This is a genomic window from Streptomyces sp. CHD11 (assembly GCF_018638295.1).
GTDB lineage: Bacteria > Actinomycetota > Actinomycetes > Streptomycetales > Streptomycetaceae > Streptomyces.
The window spans coordinates 67060-86247 of the sequence record NZ_JABTTS010000022.1 but is presented as its reverse complement, the minus strand read 5'-3'; the positions used below and the strand labels follow the sequence as shown (position 1 = coordinate 86247).

Here is a 19188-nt window from a genome sequence, read left to right as displayed (position 1 = left end):
GCCGAAGGGGAGATCATGGCTACTGAGTCCGCACCGCTCGCCCTGCCCGTGCTGCCGCTCGACGACGAGGTCGTGCTGCCCGGGATGGTGGTTCCGCTGGACCTGAGCGATTCCGAGGTGCGCGCCGCCGTGGAGGCCGCCCAGGCCGCCGCCGGGACCGAACCGGGTAAGCCCAGGGTGCTGCTGGTGCCACGCGTCGACGGGACCTACGCCGGCACCGGCGTGCTGGGCACGGTCGAGCAGGTCGGACGGCTGGCCGACGGCGACCCGGGCGCCCTGATCCGCGGCCGGGACCGGGTGCGCATCGGCGCCGGGACCACCGGACCGGGCGCCGCCCTGTGGGTGGAGGGCACCCGCCTCGACGAGACCGTGCCCGAACCTCTGCCCGGCCACGTGGGCGAACTCGTCAAGGAGTACAAGGCGCTCGCCACCGCCTGGCTCCGCAAGCGCGGCGCCTGGCAGGTCGTCGACCGGGTCCAGGCCATCGACGACGTCTCCGCGCTCGCCGACAACTCCGGATACTCGCCGTTCCTGACCACCGGGCAGAAGGTGGCGCTGCTGGAGACCACCGACCCGGTGGCCCGGCTGAAGCTCGCCACCCAGCAGCTGCGCGACCACCTCGCCGAGCAGGACGTCGCCGAGACCATCGCCAAGGACGTCCAGGAAGGCGTCGACAAGCAGCAGCGCGAGTTCCTGCTGCGCCGCCAGCTGGAGGCCGTCCGCAAGGAGCTGCGCGAACTCAACGGAGAGCAGGAGGGCGAGGAGTCCGACGACTACCGCGCCCGCGTGGAGGCCGCCGACCTGCCGGAGAAGGTCCGCGAGGCCGCGCTCAAGGAGGTCGACAAGCTGGAGCGGTCCTCCGACCAGTCGCCGGAGGGCTCCTGGATCCGCACCTGGCTCGACACGGTCCTGGAGATGCCGTGGAACGAGCGCACCGAGGACGCCTACGACATCCGGGGCGCCCGGGCCGTACTGGACGCCGAGCACTCGGGTCTGGACGACGTGAAGGAGCGGATCACCGAGTACCTGGCGGTGCGCAAGCGGCGCGGCGACCGGGGCCTGGGCGTCGTCGGCGGACGGCGCGGCGGCGCCGTACTGGCACTGGTGGGCCCGCCCGGCGTCGGCAAGACCTCGCTCGGGGAGTCCGTCGCCCACGCCATGGGCCGCACGTTCGTCCGCGTCGCCCTCGGCGGCGTCCGCGACGAGGCCGAGATCCGCGGCCACCGCCGTACGTACGTCGGCGCGCTGCCCGGCCGGATCGTGCGGGCGGTCAAGGAGGCCGGTTCGATGAACCCGGTCGTCCTGCTCGACGAGATCGACAAGGTCGGCTCCGACTTCCGCGGTGACCCGGCGGCGGCCCTGCTCGAAGTCCTCGACCCGGCGCAGAACCACACCTTCCGGGACCACTACCTGGAGGTCGAGCTCGACCTGTCCGACGTCGTGTTCCTCGCGACGGCCAACGTCCTCGAAGCCATCCCGGAGGCCCTGCTCGACCGTATGGAGCTGGTCCGTCTCGACGGCTACACCGAGGACGAGAAGGTCGTCATCGCACGCGACCACCTGCTCCCGCGCCAGCTGGAGCGCGCGGGTCTCGACAAGGACGAGGTGACGGTCGACGAGGGCGCGCTGCGCAGGCTGGCCGGCGAGTACACGCGTGAGGCGGGCGTGCGCACCCTGGAGCGGTCCATCGCGCGTCTGCTGCGCAAGGTCGCGGCCCGGCACGAACTGGGCGAGCGGGAGCTGCCCCTCACCGTGACGGAAGCGGATCTGCGGGACCTGATCGGCCGGCCGCACCACGTGCCCGAGTCCGCCCAGGACCCGGCCGAGCGCCGTACCGCCGTCCCCGGTGTCGCCACCGGGCTCGCGGTGACCGGCGCCGGTGGGGACGTCCTCTACGTGGAGGCGTCCCTGGCCGACCCGGAGACGGGGGCGTCGGGGCTCACCCTGACCGGCCAGCTGGGTGACGTGATGAAGGAGTCCGCGCAGATCGCGCTGAGCTTCCTGCGCAGCCGCGGGGCCGAGCTGGAGCTGCCGGTGGCCGACCTGAAGGACCGGGGCGTGCACATCCACTTCCCGGCGGGCGCGGTGCCCAAGGACGGTCCGAGCGCGGGCGTCACCATGACCACCGCCCTGGCCTCGCTGCTCTCCGGCCGGCTGGTCCGCACCGATGTGGCGATGACCGGTGAGGTCTCGCTGACCGGGCGGGTGCTGCCGATCGGCGGGGTGAAGCAGAAGCTGCTCGCCGCGCACCGCGCGGGGATCACCACCGTGATCATCCCCAAGCGCAACGAGCCCGACCTGGACGACGTCCCGGCGGAGGTGCTGGACGGGCTGGACGTCCACGCCGTCACCGATGTCCGCCAGGTCCTCGAACTGGCGCTGTCGCCGGCCGTGAGCGGCGCGGCGCCGGAGGTTCCGGTCGCCGCGTGACGCCGGGACGGCCGTGAAGGGGAGGCCCGGGGTCCCGTGCGGGAGACCCCGGGCCGCTCCCCGTCCGGGACCGGATCAGCCGGCCGCGAAGGCCCGCACCCGGTCGACGGTGCCGTTGAAGCGGTCGTGGTCGCCCACGGTCGGCCCCGTCGAGGTGTACTGCCACATGGTGTAGGCGCCCCAGCCGGCGGGCAGTTCGCCCACGGTCGAGGCGTACCGGGCGATCCACAGCGGGGTGGTGGAGGCGAAGCCGGCGTAGTTGCCGGTGCACTGCTTCCACCAGCTGGTGGCCGTGTAGAGGACGGCGTTCCGGCCGGTGCGGGCCCTGTACTGGTTCAGGAAGTCGCGGATCCAGCTCACCATCGCGGTCGCGGACTTGCCGTAGCAGGCGTCGCCGTAGGGGTTCCACTCGATGTCGAGGACGCCCGGCAGGGTCCGTCCGTCGGCGGACCAGGCACCGCCGCGGTTCACGAAGTAGTCGGCCTGGGCGGCGCCGCTCGCCGTGTCGGGGGTGGCGAAGTGGTACGCGCCGCGGATCATGCCGACGTCGTAGGAGCCGTTGTACTGCTGGGAGTGGTACGGGTTCGTGTAGTACGTGCCCTCCGTGGCCTTGGCGTAGGCCCACCGGACCCCGCTCGCCCACAGGGTCGGCCACGCGACGGTGCCCTGGTGGCTGGAGACGTCCACGCCCTCCGTCTGGGTGGAGCGCGCGGAGGGGAGGCCGCCCTGGCCGTCGTGGGCGACGACGCCCATGCCCATATGGGCCGAGCCGCGTGGCGGGACGGTGGGGGCGGACTCGTCCGCGGCGGCCGCGCGGGGCAGGGCGAGGAGCGCGAGCAGGACCGCTCCGGCGGTCGCGAGCGCGGGTATACGGGTGAATCCGGATCGTCCGGATCTGGGCACGGGCATGACGCGTCTCCGAAGGTCGGCGGGGGCGAAACCGGAATGTGACCCACGTCGCACGTAGTGGGCATGTCACGTAATCGCCTGGTAGAGAAAGGGCCACGTGGAGCCACGACGGCGGGCGGACCGGCCTCCCCCGCTGCCCTGAAAGGCGTGGGAGGTGCCCGCCGGCCGCCGTTGGTCCACGCCTGCGAAATACTGGTGGAGCCGCGGCGGCGTCGCCACTTGGCGGGCAACGTATCGAACGGGAAGACCGAGGCAGGGGCAGACGTGCACGAAGACGGAAACGGCGGCGGGGAACAGGCCGCCGCGCCGGGGCCCGAGCCGGATGTGGAACAGCCCGGATTCCTGGCCCTGGAGCGCGAGTTGACGGTACTGCTGCGGCGCGCCCGGGCCAGTCAGGGGGAGATGGCCCGAGCAGTCCACCCCGACCTGGAACCGTCCGCTTACGGACTGCTGGTCCGTCTGGATGAGTGCGGCCGGCAGCGGGCCACCGAACTGGCCGGTTACATCGGCGTCGGCAAGGCGACGATGTCCCGTCAGCTGCGCGCGCTGGAGGAGCTGGGGCTGGTCGGCCGCGAGCCGGACCCCGCCGACGGCCGCGCCTGGCTGGTCGCCCTCACCGAGGAGGGCAGGCGGCGGGTGAGCAGGGTCCGCGAGGCCCGCCGCGCGCGGTACGCCGGCCGGCTCGCCGACTGGGACCCCGCGGAGGTCACCGAACTCGCCCGGCTGCTGAACCAGCTGAACCGGGGGATGGAGAGGTGAGCGGCGCGGGACGCGGCCGCCGGGGCGCCGGGGGGTGCGGCGTCCGGAGAGCCGTGTCCCGCCCTGCCCCGGCCCGGACTCCGCCCGCGGGGACGGGAACGGGTGCCGTCAGCCGGGTGCGAGTTCCGCGTAGACCACCGTCGCGTCGTCGTGCGTCTTTCCCCGGCGTGGCGGCACCCGGTCCGCGTCCGCGCGCTCCAGCGTCCGTACCCGGTCCACCAGGGACCGCGCCCCCTCCGTCCGGATCAGGGCGAGACAGTCCGCCCAGTCGCCCTGGTGGAACCTCTCCACCCAGCGGGCCGCACCGTCCGTCAGCGCGGCCAGCGCGCGCACCTCGCCGCGCGGCAGCGAACCGGTCACCGCGCGGGAGGCCACCGAGGGATCCGCCGCCGCGGTGAAGAAGCCGCCCTCCTTGTTGCGCAGCGTGGTGTCCACCAGGGCGTGGGTGGCCAGGGCCGAGGGCGGCAGCCGGTCCAGCCGGTCGTCGAGGAACGGGGTGACCGTGCCGCCGGGGGACTCGGCGAGCAGGGCCGAGTCGGACAGCACCAGGTAGTCCACGCGGGCCGGGGACCAGCGGGCCACCGCGACCGTCGCCTGCGGAGTGCGGGGGTGAGAAAGGTCACAGGTTGTCGCGTGGGCCGCGGCGGTACGCGCGAGGGCGCGGGACAGCAGCTCGGCCAGGGGAACATCCGGGAGGGAAACGGTCAGTTCGGTCAGCGCGCCGCCCAGCCGGGCGGTGAACCAGGGCACGGAATGCAGGCAGCCGCCTCCGTCGACCGGCGGCGTGACCCCGTCCAGCACCACGAGCGTCCCGCCCTGCCCGGAAGCCGGGAGCCCGACGCTCGCGAAGTCCTCGTTGGGGCGCCCCGGATCACCGGGCTCCGAAACAAGCTCAGTACGCATCCGGCCAGTCTGCACGAGCTCTCCACAAGGCCCGCGAAAGGCCGACAGCGACCGGCGGATCCCCGCAGCCGCGCAGGTCAGCCGCCTGGTTTGGGGTGTATTGCAGTGCTCCGGGCAGGCGTGGCGGCGAATACTGCCACCGCCCGCCGCGGACGTCCAACCGGCGCCCCGCGCACGGCGGCTGTACGGCGCGGCGGAACTTGCCCCTCAACTCACCTCCGGGGTTCACTCCTTCGAGTGGCGGGCCAGGTGATGCGCATCCACTGTCCACGGGCACTGGGAAGGTCGGGGAGCGATGGGGGCGTCTCGCTGCTGCCCGAGCGCGGTCAGAATCCCGGGGTGAACCCCCGAATCCGTTGACGGGGCGTCACCCGGGCCCACGGGTACACGAGTCAGGAATGCGAGCACCGGTGCAGAAGACGCGGCCTCGTCGCAAAGGCAAGCAGACGGCCTCCACGAAGGACGCGGAGCGGACGCCCACCGTCGGCAGGGGCCGTCCCACCCATGTACGCAACCGGCTCATCGTGGCCGTGGCCGTGGTGGCCGCCGCGATCGCCGGCGCCGGGGCGCCCTCCGTGATCGCCGCCTCCGGGCAGCTCAGCGACTCGCAGGACCTGGTGACGTTCGCCGAGCGGACCCAGGACGCCCTCGCCCTCGCCCACTCCCTCGCCGACGAGCGGGACGACGTCGTCCCCTACATCGCGGCCGGCCGGCCTCGCTCCAAGGCGCCCTCCGAGGAGCACAGCGCCCGGGTCGACCGGCAGGTCGAGGAACTGCGCGCCGACCCCGACACCTCGGAGGCGATGCGCGAGGAGCTCGACACCGTGGCGGCCGTACGCAGAGCGGCGCTCACCGGGAAGAGCAGCGCTCTCGACACGCACCAGGCGTACTCCACCGCCATCACCCAGCTGCACCGGCTCTCCGAGCAGCTGGCGGAGCGGACCCCGCCCCGGGCCGGCTCCGGCGGCTACGCCCTCGCCGAGCTGGACTCCGCCGTCCACCAGGCCGCCGCCACCCGCGGACTGCTGCTCGCCGCGCTGAACGTGCCGAGCACCACGGAGACCGTGATCGACCCGATCACCGGTCTGCCGACCACGTCCACCACCTCCTCGGACGCCGACAGCGAGCGGCGCGACGCGCTGACCGCCGCCGCGCTCCAGGCCCGGCTGCGCTCCGACGCGGCCCTCGCCGGCTTCCGCGACGCCGCGCCCCAGAGCGCCCGCGCCTCCTACGACTCCACGGTCAACGGCCCCGAGGTCGACTCCGCCGAGAAGTACCTCGCCCGTCTCACCGACAAGCCGACCCTCTCCGACGAGGAACTCGACACCAGCACCAAGAAGCTCGGCGCCGCGCTCACCGCGCGGGTCGAGACGATGCGGGGAGTGGAGTCCGCGCTCTTCGACAAGCGCACCAAGGACCTCGCCCAACTGCGCGACGACGACGTCACCGAGCTGGAGATCAGGATCGCCGTCCTCGGCGCCCTGATGCTGCTCGCGGTCGGTATCGCCACGGCGATGGCCCGCACGCTCACCCGCCCGCTCTCCGTGCTGCGCCGGGGCTCCGCCCGTCTCGCCGAGGCGGAGGACCCCGCGACTGCGGAACCGGTCGCCTTCACCGGCCGCAACGACGAGTTCGCGCAGGTCGTCCGCTCCGTCAACGCCCTGCACGCGCACGCCGGCCGGCTCGCCGAGCGGATCGCCACCCTGGAGGCCGACCGCAGGCATCTCGTCGGCCAGCGGCAGAAGATGGCCGACGCCCGCGAGGAACTGCGCACCGAACTCTCCGAGTCCGCGGCCCAGCTGGAGAAGCTGCGCGCCGGCATCGGCGGCACCTATGTCAACCTCGCGTTGCGCACGCTCGGGCTGGTCGAGCGGCAACTCGGTGTCATCGAGGGCCTGGAGGAGCGCGAGGACGACCCCGACCGGCTCGCCACCCTCTTCAAGCTCGACCACTTCGCCACCGTCATGCGCCGGCACAGCGAGAACCTGCTCGTCCTCGCCGGCACCGAGCACGGCCGGCACACGGCGGGCCCGGTTCCGCTGGTCGACGTCGTACGGGCCGCGGTCAGCGAGATCGAGCGGTACGACCGGGTCCGGATCGCGGCACTGCCGCCGCACGCGCACATCGCCGGGTTCGCCGCGGACGACCTGTCCCACCTGCTGGCCGAACTCCTGGAGAACGCCACGTCGTTCTCCCCGCCCGACCTGCCCGTCGAGGTCTCCGGCTGGCTGCTGGAGAACGGCGAGGTGATGCTCTCCGTCCAGGACGAGGGTATCGGCATGGCCGGCGACCGGCTGGAACGGCTCAACGCCCGCCTGTCCGACTTCGACCCGGAGAGCACGTACGACGCGGAGGCCGAGGACGGTCTGGGCCTCGGCCTGTACGTGGTGGCCCGGCTGGCCCACCGGCACGGTGTCCGTGTCCGGCTGCGCGAGCAGAAGCAGGGCGGGATCGCGGCGGTCGTCGTCCTTCCCGACCCCCTGCTCGCCTCCGCCACACCCACCGCCGTGCCCGCGTCGGTCTCCGGGGTCTCCTCCACCGTCTCCCTCCCGGGCGCCGACGCCGAGGCCAACTCCAACGTCCTGCCCGGCCGTACGGAGAAGGTCGACCCGCTGGTCGAGCTGGCGGAGAACGCGGTACGCGACAGCGCGGCGGCCGGCCCGCCGCCCGCTCCCGGCCTCGACGGCCGGGAGGAGCTCACGCCGGAGGGTGCGGCCGACGTGGACGTCCCTGCCGGTGAGGCGGTGGCGGACAGCCCGCTCCCGGTGGCGCCGGTCGCCGCCGGAGCGCCGGAGCCCTCCGGTCCGGAGGAGCCCGCACCGGGTCGTGCGGCCGACGTGGACGTCCCTGCCGGTGAGGCGGTGGCGGACAGCCCGCTCCCGGTGGCGCCGGTCGCCGCTGGAGCGCCGGAGCCCTCCGGCCCGGAGGAGCCCGCACCGGGCCGTGCGGCCGCCACCGGGGCCACCCCCGCGACCGCCCCCGCAGAGACCCGCCCGGACGACACCCCGACGAGCCGCCCCGGCGAGGAGGACCAGCCCGCCTCGCCCGCCGGCCCCACGGCCGGGTCCTCGCACGAAGAGCCGGGTGTTCCGGCGCGGGACCGGGCGTCCGACGCCGTCGCCGGTCACCCCGAGGACACCGTGCCGAGCCCGGCCGACGCGCCGGCGGACGGTCCCGCCGGCGCGCGGTACGAGCGCCTCGCCGAGACGACGATGGAGCTGTTGATCCCGGCCCAGCCCGCCGGAGCCGGCGCTCCGCGGCCCCCGTCGCCGGGCGTACGACCGGGCGCCGGCCGGGGCCACGGAGCGGAGCCGGAAGCCGGTCCGGGCGGCCGGCCGGAGACGGAAGCGGTACGCCCCGGCACCGGGCACGGGTCCGGTATCGGGAACGGCGCCGGTGCCAGGCCGAGCCGGCCCGGTGCGGACGCCCCCGGTGCCGTTGACCGGCCGGTGGCCGGGGACGCACAGCCGGGCGCCGGGCCGGAGTCCGCCGCCGGGGCGCGGGTGCCCGGCGGGCTGCCGCGGCGGCCCGACGCGGAGGCGGCCGAGCACGGGCGGGTCGAGGACGGTGGCGCGGACGACGAGCCGGTGACCGACAAGGGGCTCCCCAAGCGCACACCGAAGATCAGCGAGCCCGTCGCGGTCCCGCGCCCTCGCAGCGGGGCCGTGGACGCGGAGGCGCTGCGCCGCCGGCTGGGCGGATTCCGCCGGGGGGCGGACGCCGGCCGCCGGGACGTCGAGGCGGAGATCGCCGAGCGCGCCGACACCGGTCGCGGCCAGGCGCCGTCCGGCACGACCGCACCATCCGAGGAAGCCACGGGGGGCACCGTCGAGGAGGCAAGCAGTTGACCGCGCCCAGTACCTTCGGACTGAGCAGTGAGGCCCGCAACCTGCACTGGCTGCTGAGCAACCTCGTCGAGGAGGTGCCCGGCATCCTCTCCGTCGCGGTGGTCTCCTCCGACGGGCTGCTGCTGCTCTCCTCCGAGGACCCGCTTCACCGGACCGGAGCGACCCCGCGAGAGATGTCCCCCGGCCCGGAGGCCCTTGCCACGCGGAGCGGAGGGCGGCCCGGCCCGCGCGGTTCCGCCGCCGACCTGGCCACCGTCGTCTCCGGCATCGGCAGCCTCACCGTCGGCGCCTCCAAGCTGATGGACTCCGGTCCGGTCAAGCACACGATGGTCGCGATGGACGAGGGCAGCCTCTTCGTGATGTCGATCAGCGACGGCTCGCTGCTCGGCGTGCACGGCTCCCCGGACTGCGACATGAGCGTGGTGGCGTACCACATGGCCCTGTTCGTCGGCCGGGCCGGGCATGTGCTGACCCCCGAACTCCGCAGTGAGCTGCGCAAGAACCAGGAGACCGAATCCACCGGGAGCCGCCCATGAGCGCCAGGCCCAGGAAACAGAAACACCTCCCGGTCCGCGGGGGCGACCGCAGACCCGCCCGGGTCCGCCCCTACTCGCTCACCGGCGGCCGTACCCGCTTCGGCCACGTGCTCCTCGTCGAGACGTTCGTCGGCGCCACGGCCGGCACCGCCGCTCTGGAGACCGCCGAGCAGCGCAGGGAGCTGACCGCGGGCGGCCTCACCTCCCGGGTGATGCCCGAGATGCGCGCCATCGTCGAACTGTGCCGCCGGATGCGCACGGTCGCCGAGATCGCCGCGCTGCTGAGGATGCCGCTCGGCGTGGTCCGCGTCCTGCTGAGCGACCTCGCCGACCAGGGAAAGATCCGTGTCTACGGAACGGGAACCGGCCATGGCACGGGCCGCCCGGACCGCGTGCTGCTGGAAAGGGTGCTGAGTGGACTCCGTCGTCTCTGACGCCGCTCACGGCGTCTCCCCGCTCGTCGAAGGAGACGAGCCCCTGCTGCCCTGGCAGACGGACCGCACCCGCGCGCCGATCGCCACGAAGATAGTGGTGGCGGGAGGCTTCGGCGTCGGCAAGACCACGCTGGTCACCGCCGTCTCGGAGATCACGCCCCTGCAGACCGAGGCGCTGATGACCGAGGCGAGCGCCGGGACCGACGATCTCACCGCCACACCGGGCAAGACCACCACCACCGTGGCGATGGACTTCGGCCGCATCACGCTCGACGACGACCTGGTGCTCTACCTCTTCGGCACCCCCGGTCAGCAGCGGTTCTGGTTCATGTGGGACGACCTGGTGCGCGGTGCGATCGGCGCCGTCGTGATGGCCGACACCCGCCGTCTGAAGGACTGCTGGCCCGCGCTGGACTACTTCGAGAGCTGCGGACTGCCGTACGTCGTCGCGGTCAACCACTTCGACGGCAGCGAGTACTTCGACGCCGAGGACGTACGGGACGCCTTGACGATCCCCGCGCACATACCTGTAATGATCATGGACGCGCGCCGCCGGATCTCGGCCATCGAGACCCTTCTGTCCCTCGTGGGCCACGCGCTCGACGAATCCCCCGAGTAGGAGACTCCCCGCATGCGGAAGATACTCGTCGTCGGAGCCGGTCAGTCCGGACTCCAGCTCGCCCTCGGCCTCCAGTCGCACGGGTACGAGGTCACCCTGATGTCCAACCGGACCGCCGACGAGATCCGTACCGGGCGGGTCATGTCGACGCAGTGCATGTTCCACACCGCCCTGCAGCACGAGCGCGACCTCCAGCTCAACTTCTGGGAGTCCCAGGCCCCGAAGATCCAGGGCCTCGGTGTCTCGGTCGCGGCCCCCGGCTCGCACGACCCGGGCCCCACCCAGCGCGCGATCGACTGGCTGGGCAGGCTCGACGGGTTCGCGCAGTCGGTCGACCAGCGGGTGAAGATGGCGGGCTGGATGGAGACCTTCGCCCAGCGCGGCGGCCAGCTGGTCATCCACGGCGCGGCCGTCGGCGACCTCGACTACTTCTCCCGTACGTACGACCTCGTGCTCGTCTCGGCGGGCAAGGGCGAGCTCGTGCAGATGTTCGGCCGGGACGCGGAGCGCTCCCCCTACAGCGAGCCGCAGCGCGCCCTCGCGGTGGCCTACGTGCACGGTCTCGGCCCGCGTCCGGAGCACCCGGACACCGAGGCGGTCCGCTGCAACCTCGTCCCCGGGGTCGGCGAGATGTTCGTCATGCCGACGCTCACCACCTCGGGCCGTGCCGACATCCTGTTCTGGGAGGGCATACCCGGCGGCCCGCTGGACGCGTTCAAGGACGTCAGGGATCCCGCCGAGCACCTCTCCCTGACCCTGGAACTCATGGAGAGGTTCCTCCCGTGGGAGTACGCGCGGGCCACCAAGGTCGAGCTGACCGACGCCGGCGGCACCCTCGCCGGACGCTACGCCCCCACCGTCCGGGGCCCCGTCGGCCGGCTGCCCTCCGGCGGTCTCGTCCTCGGGGTCGCCGACGTGGTCGTCGCCAACGACCCGATCACCGGCCAGGGTTCCAACTCCGCCTCCAAGTGCGCCGCCGCCTACCTCGCCTCGATCCTGGAGCAGGGTGAGAAGGAGTTCGACGAGGCCTGGATGCGGGCGACCTTCGACCGCTACTGGGAGACGGCCCGGCACGTCACCAAGTGGACGAACGCGATGCTCGCCCCGCCGCCGGAGCACGTCCTGAACCTGATCGGCGCGGCCGGACAGCTCCAGCCGGCCGCCGACCGCTTCGCGAACGGCTTCGACGACCCCGCCGACTTCGAGAACTTCTTCTACGAGCCCGAGAAGACCGCCGCCTACCTGGCGGAGCTCTCGGGCGCGTGACCGGCCGAGTAGCCGGCGTCGGACCCGTCCGCCGCCCCCTCGGGGAGCTCCGGCGGCACATACCGTGCCAGGGGCTGCCCGTCCGGGTCGGGGCGCACCGCGCCGAGCACCGGGTTGGCCGCGATGGGGGAGACCTTGATCCGCGCGCCGGGGCGGGGAGCCTGCACCACCATGCCGTCGCCGAGGTAGAGGGCGACGTGCGTGGCCTCCGGGAAGTACACGACGAGGTCTCCCGGCCGCAGTTCCGCCAGCTCGATCCGCTCCAGCCGCGCCCACTGCTCCTGGCTGGTCCGGGGGACCGGCGTCCCGGCGGCGTCCCACGACTCGGAGGTCAGCCCCGAGCAGTCGTACGCGGCGGGCCCTTCCGCCCCCCACGCGTACGGCTTCCCGAGCTGCTCCACGGCGTACCGCACGGCCCGTTCGCCCGCCGCGCTGGGAGGCGTGCCGCCACTGCCCAGCGCGCCCGAGGCGACCAGTTCCTCCTGCGCCCCGGCGATCTCGCCGCGCTCCAGTTCGGCCAGCGCGGCCAGCTGTTCGGCGGTGAGGGAGGCCAGCAGCTCCTCCACGTCGTGGAGCCGTGAGCGCACCTCGTCCCGTTGTCTCTCGCTCCGCTCGGTGAGGACGCGCCGGTCGTCTAGGGCCTTGCGCGCCCGGCGGGCCAGTTCGCCTGCCGCCCTCTCCTCGCCGGTGAGCCGGCCCACCGTCTCCGCCCGCTCCCGCGCCAGCTGCCCGATCACATGACCCTGGTCGAGCGCCCGCTGGGGATCGCGCGCCAGCAACAGCCGGATGTAGGGGGAGAGGCCGCTGACGCCCTGGTACTGCTGCCGGGCCAGCCGGCCGGCCGCGCCCCGGCTGTTGTGCAGGGAGGTCCGGGTCCGGGCCAGCGCACGCTCCAGCCGCCCGGTCTCGGCGCGCTGCTTCTTGAGCAGCTCCTCGGTGGCGTTGTGCGACTCGGTGGCCTTCCCGGCCTCCCGGTACAGCGTCTGAAGCTCCGTCAGCAGCTCGGCCACGGAGCGCTCTCCCGGTCCGCCCGCGCCCGCCCCCGGTTCCGGGACGGCCGCCGCGGACACGGGTGCGAGTACGCTCCCGGCGGCCAGCACCGCCGTACACACCAGACGCGGAAGCATTCCTGACACGCCATCACCTCCGACGCGGGGCGGCACGCTCGTCCACTCCGCATCGCGAGCATCCGGCGGGCCGCCGGAACCCGCGCGCCGAGTGTGCGCGGTTCGGCGGAACGGGGTCACCCGTCGGCGTCGTCCGGTTTGCCCTTCGGCGTGGCGTCTGGATCGGGCGCGGGCTTCGACCACGGCCACCTCAGCCGGCTGCCGGTCTCCCCCGCCGGGTCGTGGAGGTACTTCCACCCCCGGGTCAGCCCGGTCCGTGAGCTCTGCCCGCGGGGCACCCGCCGGTAGACGAGCACGGTGGGCGGTCCGCCGTCCGGGGCCGGGACGGGGATGCGGTAGATCTTGGGCGGGTGCCCGGTGATGCCCAGCAGCACCGGCAGCACCCGCCCGTCCATGGGTCCGCCCTCGAAGGGGGTGTCTTGGCTCTTCACGTCACCAGTTTCGGCCATGGCGTACGCGACCGGCCGACAAGGCCTCCCGGCCCGTCAGAGCTCGGAGGCCAGCCTCCGTACCAGCGCGTCGGTCTGCGTGTCGCGCCGCGCGGTCACCTCCAGCACCGCCATGAACTGTTCCACGAGCCAGTCCCGCAGCTCCTCCGGCGGAGGCTGCTTGTCCTCGTCCAGCCAGATCAGCGAGGCCGCCTCCACGGCGGTGATCCACATCCGGATGGTCATCCGCAGCCGGGGGCCGGGCCCGGTGACGTCGAGATGGCTGAGGATGTGCTCGGCCGCCGCCCGGCGCACCCCGTCCACGATCGCGGTCGTACGGGAGGTCTCCACGACGCTTCCGCCCTGGAGCAGCGCGCTGAAACCCGCGTCGTGCTGGTCGACGAAGGTGAGGTAGCGGTCGACGGCCCGGGACAGCCGGGGGAGCAGCGGGCCGTCGTGCGGCTCGTCGAAGCAGTCCCGCAGTTCGTCGGCGGCGGAGGTCAGGGCCGCCTCGTACAGCTGTTGCTTGCCGCCGGGGAAGTACCGGTAGACCAGGGGCCGTGACACACCCGCCGCCTCCGCCACGTCGTCCAGCGACACGTCCTCCGGGGCGTGGTGGGCGAAGAGGGACAGCGCGGCCTCCAGCAGCTGGCCGCGACGCTCCTCGACACTGAGCCGCCGGTAGGCGGGGGTGGACGCCTGCGAGGTCATGCCCGCAGCGTAACCGCCCGCGCACAGGGCCCGCCGGTCGCCCGTCGCGCCTACGCCAGCAGCCCGGACGACTTCCACAGCCGCCGCCCGACGCCGCGCAGCACGCCGATGTCGTCCAGGAAGTCCGTGAGCCGCTTCGACCCCTGCTGCATCACGTCCCGCCGGTGTCCGCTCGCCCTGACCTGGGCGACCGCCTCCCGCCGGTCGAGGCCGACGCTGCCGTACACCTCGGGGTTCACGAACGCCACGGAGAACACCCGGGCGAACTCCCCGGAGGTGACCCGGGTGAACTCCTGCGACCACTTCGGCGCGGTCACCATCTGCCGCCGCAGCTCCTCACGGGCGTAGCGCACATGCCGCGCCTCCTCGACGACATGGATGCGGGTGACGCCCCGGATCAGCGGCTGGACCCGCTCGTCGGGGAAGGTCAGCCGCTGCATCCAGTCCAGGACCTCCTCGCCGAGCAGGGTCGCCGTGAAGGAGCCCGGTGTGGTGGAGATCGTCTTGAACAGCCGGCCGAGGTTCTGGTGCGCCCGGCTCACCGGGTACCAGGGGGTGTCCCCGCGGGTGATCAGGCGGGCGAACATCTTCGAGTGCCGGCACTCGTCCTCGATCTCGGTGAGCGCGTAGCGCACGTGGGCGCTCGTGGCCGACTTGTCGTAGATGTGCCGCACCAGCAGCTGCATCAGTATCAGCTCGAACCAGATGCCGAGCGAGGCGAGCGCTGCGGCCTCGTGGCCGGAGAGCAGGATGCGCTGCTCCTCGCTCATCCGCCGCCACATCGGAGTGCCGTACAGCGACACCAGCTCCGGCGGCCAGAACCACTTGCCCTCCTCGAAGGGCGCTTCCCAGTCCAGCTCCTTGTCGGGGTCGAAGGAGTGCTTGGCGGACGACTCGAGCAGTCGCTCGGCCACCTGCTCGCGGTCCTTGAGCAGCCCGAGCGCATCACGCAGGCCGTCGACCGCGTCCGCATCCGTCAGGGTCGTCATGGCGGTTCCACCTCATGGGCGTCTCGTGTTACCGGCGGGTCACCCCTGTATGAGACTGCCTGTCAGCAAGGGCGTCAATCCCCTGTGCGGGAGTTGTCGACGGGTGGTCCATCCGGCGACAGCGTCGACGGCACGCAGTTCCGTTCGCCTCATGGAGTGCGGTCTCGCTGTTCGCCCTGGGTAGGCTGGCACTGCCGGTCACACTGCAGCACATGGGAGCGATCATGAGCGCCGCACGCGACTACGGGCTGGACGAGGACTACGAGTGGCCGCGTCCGCCGGTGGGTGGCTGGACGGCGGACGACCTGGACAAGCTTCCCAACCTGCCTCCGCACACGGAGCTGATCGACGGGAGCCTCGTCTTCGTGAGTCCGCAGACCCGATTTCACTCACGCGCCATGGGGTTGTTCGAAACAAGCCTGCGGGAGCAGGTGCCAGACGGGTGGGATGCCATCCGGGAGATGACCATCAAGCTCAACAAGCGCAATCGGCCGGAGCCCGACGTCCTGGTGGTTCGCGAGGACGCCGACACCGGCCCGAGGCAGACCTGGTTCCGGCCGGAAGACGTTCTGGTCGCTGTGGAAGTCGTCTCCGACGACTCCGAGGAGCGAGACCGTGAACTGAAGCCGCGCAAGTATGCGGCGGTAGGCATTCCGCACTACTGGCGCGTCGAGCAGAACGACGGACTCCCGGTGGTCTACGTCTACGAACTGGACCCGATGACCAAGTCGTACGTACCCATGGGCATCTTCCACAACCGGCTCAAGCTCACCGTGCCGTTCCCCGTCGACATCGACCTCACCGCCGTCGACCGCCGCCGCTAGGCCGAGCAGCCCAGCCCCTCCGGCACGTCCCCCGGGACAGGCTCCGCACCCCCCGGCGGGAACGACGTCCGCAGGGTGAACGCGTACGGCGTCGGGCCGTTGGCACGCAGGTGCAGAATGCGGGACTCGGCCTCCGCGACCGTGGGGCGGTGGCCGGACGGGACCCACCACAGGGCCACCATCGCCTCCTGGACACGCTCGAACCACTCCCGGCGCCGCGCCAGCATCTCCCGGTGGCGTCCCTGGTACATGTACGCCGTCAGGGCGTCGGTGTCCCGCCACACCGACATGTTGATGATCAGCCAGGAGTCGCCGAACACGGCGACGTCCGTCGCGTCGCCGCCCTCGCTCTGCAGGCGCCAGACGAAGCCGTCCGCTGCGTCGGCGTCCGCGTTCACGGTGTCCAGGTTGTCGACGAATCCCTTCAACCGCGGGGAGTCCAGTGGTGCGTTGAGCCGGCCGATGTTCACCTGGGCGAGTTGGTACGCGGTCACGGTCATGGACCGGACGTTAGGCCGGGAACGCGGCGCTCCGGCAGCCCCGTCTCACCAAGTGAGCTGCCGGGGCTACGACTTCAGCACCGCCTCCATCACCGCCCGCGCGATCGGCGCCGCCGTCCCGCCCCCGCTGATCTCCTCCCGGTCCCCCGCCGCGTCCTCGACCACCACCGCCACCGCCACCTTCGCCTCCATGTCCCCCTCGTGCTGCGCCCACGAGATGAACCAGGCATACGGCGTACCGGAGTTGCCCAGACCGTGCTGCGCGGTGCCGGTCTTGGCGCCGACCAGGGCGCCGGGGATCGCGGCCCTGCTGCCGGTGCCGTCCTCCACCACGCCGCGCATCAGCTCCCGCATCCGCGTCGCCGTCGCCGGATGCATGGCCCGCCGCACCGGACGTGATCCCGCCGTCGACACCGTGCCGCCGCCCGCCCGCGTGGTCCGCTCGACCAGATACGGCTCCCGCACCTGCCCGCCGCCCGCCACGGCCGCCGCGACCATCGCCATCTGCAACGGCGTGGCCCGCGTGTTGTACTGCCCGATCGACGACAGCGCCAACTGCGCCCGGTCCACCGTGGTGTCGAAGGTACTGCGCGCCACCGGGAAGGGAATCCGCAGGCCGGCGTCGTTGAACCCGAAGCTCCGCGCCATGTCCTTCATCCTCGCCACCCCCGTGTCCACCCCCAGCTTGGCGAACACCGTGTTGCACGACCGGACGAACGCCTCCCGCACCGTGGCGTTCTCGCAGCCCCGGGACCCGTTGGTCAGCCGGGTCGTCGTGCCCGGCAGGGTGTACGGGTCGGGGGAGCCGGTCCGCCCGTCCAGGTTCTTCACCACGCCCGCGTCCAGTGCCGCCGCCGCGGTGACCACCTTGAACGTCGAACCGGGCGGATACGTCCGCTGCACCGCCCGGTTCAGCATCGGCCGGTCCGGATCGGCGTTCAGCCGCGCCCAGGCGTCCCGCGCCACCGCCTCGTTCCCGGACAGCAGCGCGGGGTCGTAGGACGGGACCGACACCAGCGCCAGGATCCGCCCGGTCGACGGCTCGATCGCCGCCACGGCCCCCTTCCGCGAGCGCAGACCCTCGTACGCCGCGCGCTGCGCCGCCGGATGGACCGTCGTCACCACATGGCCGCCGGCGTTGCGGGAGCGGGTGAACTCGTTCCAGCGCGGGAGCGGGGCGAGCAGCGGGGCCGCGCCGGACAGCAGCTCGTCCTCGGTGTGCTCCAGCAGCGTCGTGCCGTACTCCTGCGAGGCGAAACCGGTCACCGGGGCGTACAACGGCCCCTCGGTGTACGTGCGTTCATAGCGCAGATGCTCCCCGGTGTCCCGTGACCCGGTGACCGGCCGGCCTGCGACCAGGATGTTCCCGCGCGGTTGCTGGTAGCGGGAGATGGTGTCCCGGCGGTTGGCCGGGTTGACCTCGTAGTCCCCGGCGTGCAGGACCTGCACACGGGCCGCGTTGACCAGCAGCGCGACCAGCAGCAGGGCGCAGAACAGCGCGGCATGCCGCATATGACGGGTCACCGGACGCCACCCCCGTCGTCCTGCCGGCGCGCGCGGTCGCTCAGCCGGACCAGCAGCGCCACGATCGTCCAGTTGGTCACCACCGACGAGCCGCCCTGCGCCAGGAACGGCATCGCCATCCCGGTCAGCGGGATCAGCCCGGTCACCCCGCCCGCGATGACGAACACCTGGAGCGCCATGAGGGAGGCGAGGCCCACGGCGAGCAGCCGGCCGAAGGAGTCGGGCAGGGCGAGGCCGGCCCGGTAGCCGCGCTCCACCAGCAGCCCGTACAGCAGGAAGATGGCGGACAGCCCGGCCAGCCCCAGCTCCTCACCGGCCGTCGCCAGGATGAAGTCGGACTTGACCGCGAAGCCGATGAGCACGGAGTGTCCGAGCCCGAGCCCGGTGCCGAGGATCCCGCCCTCCGCGAAGGCGAACAGCGACTGGGCGAGCTGGTTCGGGCCCTCGCCCGCCTCGATGGAGGCGAACGGGTGCAGCCAGGTCTCGATCCGGTGGTGCACATGCGGCTCCAGCCGGCCCACGGCCACCGCGCCCAGCGAGGCCAGCAGCAGGCCCAGCGCGATCCACCCGGTCCGGCCGGTGGCGACGTACAGGAGCACCACGAACAGCCCGAAGAACAGCAGCGACGTACCGAGGTCCCGCTCCAGGACCAGTACGCCCACGCTGACCAGCCAGACGGCGACGATGGGGCCGAGCACCCGGCCGGTGGGCAGCTGCAGTCCCCAGACACGGCGGCCGGCGTAGGTGAGGGCTCCCCGGTTCGCGGCGAGGTACGCGGCGAAGAAGACCGCCAGCAGTACCTTCGCGAACTCGCCCGGCTGGATGGAGAATCCGGCGATCCGGATCCAGATGCGGGCCCCGTTCACCGCCGGGAAGAGGATGGGGGCCGTCAGCAGGACCAGTGCGGTGGTGACACAGAGGTAGGTGTAGCGCTGGAGCACCCGGTGGTCGCGCAGCACCAGGACGACCGTGGTGAACAGCGCCACCCCCAGCGCCGACCAGATGAGCTGGGCCGGGGCGGCCCGCTCACCCGGCGCCTCCAGGTCGAGCCGGTAGATCAGCACCAGGCCGAGACCGTTGAGCAGCACGCCGATGGGCAGCGGCAGCGGGTCGGCGTCCGGGGCACGCCAGCGCACCGCCAGATGCGCGACCAGGGCGAGCACACCGAGCCCGGCGCCGTAACCGGCGGCGCCGGGCGGGACGGTGCCGTTCCTGGCGAGGCCGACGGCGCAGTATCCGTACACCGACAGCAGTACGGCCAGGACGATCAGGGCGAGTTCGATGCCACGGCGCCGGGGGAGGCGGGCGGTGGGGGTCGGCGGATCCGCCGTCGCCAGGGTGATACCGGCCTTGCTCATGTCCGGAACTTACCCATATCGGG

The 19188-nt window shown here is 72.8% G+C and carries 17 protein-coding genes; 8 read left to right on the top strand and 9 right to left on the bottom strand.

Annotation, left to right across the window (positions count from 1 at the left end; all coding sequences use genetic code 11):
* Positions 1-15 precede the first annotated feature (15 nt).
* Positions 16-2430, top strand: coding sequence for an endopeptidase La (gene lon, locus HTV45_RS21435; RefSeq protein ID WP_215207449.1), 2415 nt, complete (start codon positions 16-18; stop codon positions 2428-2430).
* 75 nt (positions 2431-2505) lie between these two features.
* Here lon and HTV45_RS21430 read toward each other — a convergent pair whose 3' ends face one another.
* Positions 2506-3339: a lysozyme gene (locus HTV45_RS21430; protein WP_215207448.1), complete on the bottom strand. Its 834-nt coding sequence runs from the start codon at positions 3337-3339 to the stop codon at positions 2506-2508.
* 264 nt (positions 3340-3603) lie between these two features.
* On the opposite strand from HTV45_RS21430, the gene HTV45_RS21425 reads away from it, so the two are divergent.
* Positions 3604-4098, top strand: coding sequence for a MarR family winged helix-turn-helix transcriptional regulator (locus tag HTV45_RS21425; RefSeq protein ID WP_215207447.1), 495 nt, complete (start codon positions 3604-3606; stop codon positions 4096-4098).
* Between the two features lie 108 nt (positions 4099-4206).
* Here the strand turns inward: HTV45_RS21425 and HTV45_RS21420 are convergent, their stop codons facing one another.
* Positions 4207-5001 carry a protein phosphatase 2C domain-containing protein gene (locus HTV45_RS21420; protein ID WP_215207446.1) on the bottom strand — a complete coding sequence of 265 codons (795 nt, stop codon included), beginning with the start codon at positions 4999-5001 and terminating at the stop codon, positions 4207-4209.
* Positions 5002-5411: 410 nt separating this feature from the next.
* Between HTV45_RS21420 and HTV45_RS21415 the strand changes: the two genes are divergently transcribed.
* From HTV45_RS21415 to HTV45_RS21395, 5 genes are read left to right on the top strand one after another with little or no spacing between them, the layout of a single operon-like run.
* On the top strand, positions 5412-8849 hold the full coding sequence (locus HTV45_RS21415) for a sensor histidine kinase (protein WP_215207445.1): 3438 nt from the start codon (positions 5412-5414) through the stop codon (positions 8847-8849).
* Positions 8846-9385: a roadblock/LC7 domain-containing protein gene (locus HTV45_RS21410; RefSeq protein ID WP_215207444.1), complete on the top strand. Its 540-nt coding sequence runs from the start codon at positions 8846-8848 to the stop codon at positions 9383-9385. Before HTV45_RS21415 ends, HTV45_RS21410 begins: the two co-directional genes overlap by 4 nt.
* Positions 9382-9819 (top strand): DUF742 domain-containing protein, encoded by a 438-nt coding sequence (locus HTV45_RS21405; RefSeq protein ID WP_215207443.1) that lies wholly within the window; start codon positions 9382-9384, stop codon positions 9817-9819. The genes HTV45_RS21410 and HTV45_RS21405 overlap by 4 nt, the downstream gene beginning before the upstream one ends.
* Positions 9800-10438: an ATP/GTP-binding protein gene (locus HTV45_RS21400; protein WP_215207442.1), complete on the top strand. Its 639-nt coding sequence runs from the start codon at positions 9800-9802 to the stop codon at positions 10436-10438. Before HTV45_RS21405 ends, HTV45_RS21400 begins: the two co-directional genes overlap by 20 nt.
* A 12-nt stretch (positions 10439-10450) precedes the next feature.
* The gene (locus HTV45_RS21395) at positions 10451-11704 is read left to right on the top strand and encodes a styrene monooxygenase/indole monooxygenase family protein (protein ID WP_215207441.1); all 1254 of its coding nucleotides are present in this window, start codon (positions 10451-10453) and stop codon (positions 11702-11704) included.
* Here HTV45_RS21395 and HTV45_RS21390 read toward each other — a convergent pair.
* The 4 genes from HTV45_RS21390 to HTV45_RS21375 form a co-directional block, all read right to left on the bottom strand.
* Positions 11677-12840 carry an NlpC/P60 family protein gene (locus tag HTV45_RS21390; protein WP_215207440.1) on the bottom strand — a complete coding sequence of 388 codons (1164 nt, stop codon included), beginning with the start codon at positions 12838-12840 and terminating at the stop codon, positions 11677-11679. The two genes, HTV45_RS21395 and HTV45_RS21390, sit on opposite strands and share 28 nt — an antisense overlap.
* A 107-nt stretch (positions 12841-12947) precedes the next feature.
* Complete coding sequence (locus HTV45_RS21385; protein ID WP_215207439.1) at positions 12948-13262, bottom strand: hypothetical protein; 315 nt, start codon at positions 13260-13262, stop codon at positions 12948-12950.
* A gap of 54 nt (positions 13263-13316) precedes the next feature.
* Positions 13317-13970 carry a TetR/AcrR family transcriptional regulator gene (locus HTV45_RS21380; protein WP_215207438.1) on the bottom strand — a complete coding sequence of 218 codons (654 nt, stop codon included), beginning with the start codon at positions 13968-13970 and terminating at the stop codon, positions 13317-13319.
* A 50-nt stretch (positions 13971-14020) separates the two neighbouring features.
* Positions 14021-14959, bottom strand: a complete 939-nt coding sequence (locus HTV45_RS21375) for a diiron oxygenase (RefSeq protein WP_215207437.1) — start codon at positions 14957-14959, stop codon at positions 14021-14023.
* A gap of 224 nt (positions 14960-15183) precedes the next feature.
* On the opposite strand from HTV45_RS21375, the gene HTV45_RS21370 reads away from it, so the two are divergent.
* Positions 15184-15783, top strand: a complete 600-nt coding sequence (locus HTV45_RS21370) for a Uma2 family endonuclease (protein ID WP_215207473.1) — start codon at positions 15184-15186, stop codon at positions 15781-15783.
* On the opposite strand, the gene HTV45_RS21365 is transcribed toward HTV45_RS21370, so the two are convergent.
* The 3 genes from HTV45_RS21365 to HTV45_RS21355 all read right to left on the bottom strand — a co-directional run bounded on the left by HTV45_RS21365 (position 15780) and on the right by HTV45_RS21355 (position 19165).
* On the bottom strand, positions 15780-16283 hold the full coding sequence (locus HTV45_RS21365) for a DUF3291 domain-containing protein (RefSeq protein ID WP_215207436.1): 504 nt from the start codon (positions 16281-16283) through the stop codon (positions 15780-15782). The two genes, HTV45_RS21370 and HTV45_RS21365, sit on opposite strands and share 4 nt — an antisense overlap.
* 66 nt (positions 16284-16349) lie before the next feature.
* On the bottom strand, positions 16350-17807 hold the full coding sequence (locus HTV45_RS21360; protein ID WP_215207435.1) for a penicillin-binding transpeptidase domain-containing protein: 1458 nt from the start codon (positions 17805-17807) through the stop codon (positions 16350-16352).
* Positions 17804-19165: an FtsW/RodA/SpoVE family cell cycle protein gene (locus tag HTV45_RS21355; protein ID WP_215207434.1), complete on the bottom strand. Its 1362-nt coding sequence runs from the start codon at positions 19163-19165 to the stop codon at positions 17804-17806. Before HTV45_RS21355 ends, HTV45_RS21360 begins: the two co-directional genes overlap by 4 nt.
* Positions 19166-19188: the final 23 nt, after the last annotated feature.